Raw genomic sequence first — 5,482 nt, forward strand, 5'->3', positions numbered from 1 at the left:
ATGTAGAATGGGCGGCTCACCCGGGACGAAACGTCTCGGGGCGATTCAGAAGAATGGATCGCAAGTGATTGATCTTTGACAGTGTGCGCAGGTGACTTGTGTGGGCGTCTTGCGTTGGAAGGATTCATGTCCAACAAATGCAAGCGTCTAACCTAAGAGTCAATTCAAAAGCTTGACGTTTTATGGTTAGGACAACGCTTCAGAAAGATAGAGCATCTTCGGATGTTCGAAAACTTAAGTGAAGAGTTTGATCCTGGCTCAGATTGAACGCTGGCGGCATGCCTAACACATGCAAGTCGAACGGCAGCACAGCAGTAGCAATACTGTGGGTGGCGAGTGGCGGACGGGTGAGTAATGCATCGGGACCTGCCCAGACGTGGGGGATAACGTAGGGAAACTTACGCTAATACCGCATACGTCCTACGGGAGAAAGCGGGGGATCGAAAGACCTCGCGCGGTTGGATGGACCGATGTTCGATTAGCTAGTTGGTGAGGTAATGGCTCACCAAGGCGACGATCGATAGCTGGTCTGAGAGGATGATCAGCCACACTGGGACTGAGACACGGCCCAGACTCCTACGGGAGGCAGCAGTGGGGAATATTGGACAATGGGCGAAAGCCTGATCCAGCAATGCCGCGTGTGTGAAGAAGGCCTTCGGGTTGTAAAGCACTTTTATCAGGAGCGAAATACTGCCGGCTAATACCCGGCGGGGCTGACGGTACCTGAGGAATAAGCACCGGCTAACTTCGTGCCAGCAGCCGCGGTAATACGAAGGGTGCAAGCGTTAATCGGAATTACTGGGCGTAAAGCGTGCGTAGGCGGTTCTTTAAGTCTGCTGTGAAATCCCCGGGCTCAACCTGGGAATGGCAGTGGATACTGGAGAGCTAGAGTGTGATAGAGGATGGTGGAATTCCCGGTGTAGCGGTGAAATGCGTAGAGATCGGGAGGAACATCAGTGGCGAAGGCGGCCATCTGGATCAACACTGACGCTGAGGCACGAAAGCGTGGGGAGCAAACAGGATTAGATACCCTGGTAGTCCACGCCCTAAACGATGCGAACTGGATGTTGGTCTCAACTCGGAGATCAGTGTCGAAGCTAACGCGTTAAGTTCGCCGCCTGGGGAGTACGGTCGCAAGACTGAAACTCAAAGGAATTGACGGGGGCCCGCACAAGCGGTGGAGTATGTGGTTTAATTCGATGCAACGCGAAGAACCTTACCTGGCCTTGACATGTCTGGAATCCTGCAGAGATGCGGGAGTGCCTTCGGGAATCAGAACACAGGTGCTGCATGGCTGTCGTCAGCTCGTGTCGTGAGATGTTGGGTTAAGTCCCGCAACGAGCGCAACCCTTGTCCTTAGTTGCCAGCACGTAATGGTGGGAACTCTAAGGAGACTGCCGGTGACAAACCGGAGGAAGGTGGGGATGACGTCAAGTCATCATGGCCCTTACGGCCAGGGCTACACACGTACTACAATGGTCGGTACAGAGGGTTGCAATACCGCGAGGTGGAGCCAATCCCAGAAAGCCGATCCCAGTCCGGATCGAAGTCTGCAACTCGACTTCGTGAAGTCGGAATCGCTAGTAATCGCAGATCAGCTATGCTGCGGTGAATACGTTCCCGGGCCTTGTACACACCGCCCGTCACACCATGGGAGTGAGTTGCTCCAGAAGCCGTTAGCCTAACCGCAAGGAGGGCGACGACCACGGAGTGGTTCATGACTGGGGTGAAGTCGTAACAAGGTAGCCGTATCGGAAGGTGCGGCTGGATCACCTCCTTTCGAGAACGACAGAACCGCTGACGTAAGACGTCCACACAAGACACCTGCATATCCGCACGCCAATGGCGTGAAAGGCACGCTCCGCAAGGGGCGGCCTCGAAAGCTTTATGGGTCTGTAGCTCAGGTGGTTAGAGCGCACCCCTGATAAGGGTGAGGCCGGTGGTTCGAGTCCTCCCAGACCCACCACTAAGGGGCCATAGCTCAGCTGGGAGAGCACCTGCTTTGCAAGCAGGGGGTCGTCGGTTCGATCCCGACTGGCTCCACCAGTTCCACGCGGATATGTAGCGCACACAAAAAGATTATGAAGCGAGACGGCACTGTGGCCGATTTCGTGTTCTTTGAAAATGTAAACGAGTGACAAGCGTCTTGGTTCGAAACCGAATCGAGATGTGTCGTTGAGGCAATTAAGCGAACGCGTTGTTTGGACGTGTGATCCTGAGGCGACTTGGGGTTATATGGTCAAGCGACCAAGCGTATACGGTGGATGCCTTGGCGGTCAGAGGCGATGAAGGACGTGGCAGCCTGCGAAAAGTGTCGGGGAGCTGGCAACAAGCTTTGATCCGGCAATGTCCGAATGGGGAAACCCACTGCGCAAGCAGTATCACTGAGTGAATACATAGCTCTGTGAAGCGAACTCGGGGAACTGAAATATCTAAGTACCCGAAGGAAAAGAAATCAACCGAGATTCCGTCAGTAGCGACGAGCGAACGCGGACTAGCCCAAAAGCACAGCATGTTTTAGTCGAACGGTTTGGAAAAGCCGGCCATAGCAGGTGATAGCCCTGTAGGCGAAAAGGCACGTTGTGTGAAATTGAGTAAGGCGGGGCACGTGAAACCCTGTCTGAACATGGGGGGACCATCCTCCAAGGCTAAATACTCCTGACCGACCGATAGCGAACAAGTACCGTGAGGGAAAGGCGAAAAGAACCCCGGAGAGGGGAGTGAAATAGACCCTGAAACCGTATACGTACAAGCAGTGGAAGCCCGCAAGGGTGACTGCGTACCTTTTGTATAATGGGTCAGCGACTTACTGTCAGTGGCGAGCTTAACCGTCTAGGGGAGGCGAAGGGAAACCGAGTCTGAATAGGGCGCATAGTCTCTGGCAGTAGACCCGAAACCGAGTGATCTATCCTTGGCCAGGTTGAAGGTGCGGTAACACGCACTGGAGGACCGAACCCACATCTGTTGCAATAGATGGGGATGAGCTGAGGATAGGAGTGAAAGGCTAAACAAACTCGGAGATAGCTGGTTCTCCTCGAAAGCTATTTAGGTAGCGCCTCGTATGTATCTTCCTGGGGGTAGAGCACTGTTATGGCTAGCGGGTCATCGCGACTTAGCAAACCATGGCAAACTCCGAATACCAGGACAGACTGTACGGGAGACACACGGCGGGTGCTAACGTCCGTCGTGAAAAGGGAAACAACCCAGACCCGCAGCTAAGGTCCCAAAGTTAGTGCTAAGTGGAAAACGATGTGGGAAGGCACAGACAGCCAGGAGGTTGGCTTAGAAGCAGCCACCCTTTAAAGAAAGCGTAATAGCTCACTGGTCGAGTCGGCCTGCGCGGAAGATTTAACGGGGCTAAGCACTACACCGAAGCTCGGGGTGCACACTTTGTGTGCGCGGTAGAGGAGCGTTCCGTAAGCCTGTGAAGGTGGGTTGAGAAGCCTGCTGGAGGTATCGGAAGTGCGAATGCTGACATGAGTAACGATAATGCGGGTGAAAAGCCCGCACGCCGAAAGCCCAAGGTTTCCTCGCGCAACGTTCATCGGCGCAGGGTGAGTCGGCCCCTAAGGCGAGGCAGAAATGCGTAGTCGATGGGAAGCCGGTTAATATTCCGGCACTTGTCTGCAGTGCGATGTGGGGACGGAGAAAGTTAGGTCTACCGGGCGTTGGTTGTCCCGGGGAAAGGCGGTAGGTGGTGATCTTTGGCAAATCCGGGATCACATACACCGAGCACCGAGACGAGCCCTTTAGGGCGAAGTGACTGATACTACGCTTCCAGGAAAAGCCACTAAGCTTCAGCTGCAGAGAAACCGTACCGTAAACCGACACTGGTAGGCAGGGTGAGAATCCCAAGGCGCTTGAGAGAACTCGGGTGAAGGAACTAGGCAAAATGGCACCGTAACTTCGGGAGAAGGTGCGCCCTTTTTGGTGGCTACATGCGTAGCTGAGCTGAGAAGGGTCGCAGTAACCTGGCCGCTGCGACTGTTTATCAAAAACACAGCACTCTGCAAACACGAAAGTGGACGTATAGGGTGTGACGCCTGCCCGGTGCTGGAAGGTTAATTGATGGGGTCAGCCGCAAGGCGAAGCTCTTGATCGAAGCCCCAGTAAACGGCGGCCGTAACTATAACGGTCCTAAGGTAGCGAAATTCCTTGTCGGGTAAGTTCCGACCTGCACGAATGGCGTAACGACAGCGGCGCTGTCTCCACCCGAGACTCAGTGAAATTGAAATCGCTGTGAAGATGCAGCGTTCCCGCGGCAAGACGGAAAGACCCCGTGAACCTTTACTACAGCTTCACACTGAACGTTGAGTTCTTCTGTGTAGGATAGGTGGGAGGCTATGAAACCGAGACGCTAGTTTCGGTGGAGCCATCCTTGAAATACCACCCTGAAGTGCTTGACGTTCTAACCTAGGTCCGTAATCCGGATCGGGGACCGTGTGTGGTGGGTAGTTTGACTGGGGCGGTCTCCTCCCAAAGAGTAACGGAGGAGCACGAAGGTACGCTCAGCGCGGTCGGACATCGCGCACTGTGTGCAAAGGCATAAGCGTGCTTGACTGCGAGATCGACGGATCAAGCAGGTACGAAAGTAGGTCTTAGTGATCCGGTGGTTCTGTATGGAAGGGCCATCGCTCAACGGATAAAAGGTACTCCGGGGATAACAGGCTGATACCGCCCAAGAGTTCATATCGACGGCGGTGTTTGGCACCTCGATGTCGGCTCATCACATCCTGGGGCTGTAGTCGGTCCCAAGGGTATGGCTGTTCGCCATTTAAAGTGGTACGCGAGCTGGGTTCAGAACGTCGTGAGACAGTTCGGTCCCTATCTGTCGTGGGCGTTGGAGATTTGAGGGGGGCTGCTCCTAGTACGAGAGGACCGGAGTGGACGTTCCGCTGGTGTTCGGGTTGTCATGCCCATGGCATTGCCCGGTAGCTACGAACGGAAGTGATAACCGCTGAAAGCATCTAAGCGGGAAGCACGCCCCAAGATGAGATCTCCCGAGTCCCAGAGACTCCTTAAGGCCCCATCTAGACTAGGTGGTTGATAGGCGCGGTGTGGAAGTGCAGCAATGCATTGAGCTTACGCGTACTAATGAGCCGTGCGGCTTGACCATATAACCCCAAGACGCTTCGTTTACAGATCCCTCTGTGACGATCCCAGCCTTCCATGGCTGGACTCTTCAAAAGAGCAAGATCCCTTAGCGAACATCCCGATTCACCAAACGCTTGTCACTCGTTTACCCCTTTGCGGGGCTTGGCGCACCTAACTGCGCTGCCCCCACCCCTTCCCTGGCGACGATAGCGCTGTGGCCCCACCCGATCCCATCCCGAACTCGGAAGTGAAACGCAGCTGCGCCGATGGTAGTGTAGCTTGCTATGCAAGAGTAGGTCATCGCCAGGGGCTTTATCCTAAAAACCCTCACCACCTCGGTGAGGGTTTTTTCTTGGCCTAAACATAATCACTTCATTAGCTCCGCCAT

2 tRNA genes and 3 rRNA genes are annotated in these 5,482 nt (G+C 54.5%); all 5 read left to right on the top strand.

Annotated elements, in window-relative coordinates:
* Positions 1–235: 235 nt before the first annotated feature.
* A 16S ribosomal RNA gene (locus tag KK141_RS22800) occupies positions 236–1,780 on the top strand.
* A 109-nt stretch (positions 1,781–1,889) separates the two neighbouring features.
* Positions 1,890–1,966, top strand: a tRNA-Ile gene (locus KK141_RS22805).
* Between the two features lie 4 nt (positions 1,967–1,970).
* Positions 1,971–2,046, top strand: a tRNA-Ala gene (locus KK141_RS22810).
* A gap of 191 nt (positions 2,047–2,237) precedes the next feature.
* Positions 2,238–5,116: ribosomal RNA gene (locus tag KK141_RS22815) — 23S ribosomal RNA — on the top strand.
* Positions 5,117–5,290: 174 nt separating this feature from the next.
* Positions 5,291–5,403: ribosomal RNA gene (rrf, locus tag KK141_RS22820) — 5S ribosomal RNA — on the top strand.
* The 16S, 23S and 5S rRNA genes sit together here with 2 tRNA genes alongside, the layout of an rRNA operon.
* Positions 5,404–5,482 lie beyond the last annotated feature (79 nt).

The organism is Dyella sp. LX-66 (assembly GCF_018599165.1).
Lineage (GTDB): Bacteria > Pseudomonadota > Gammaproteobacteria > Xanthomonadales > Rhodanobacteraceae > Dyella_D > Dyella_D marensis.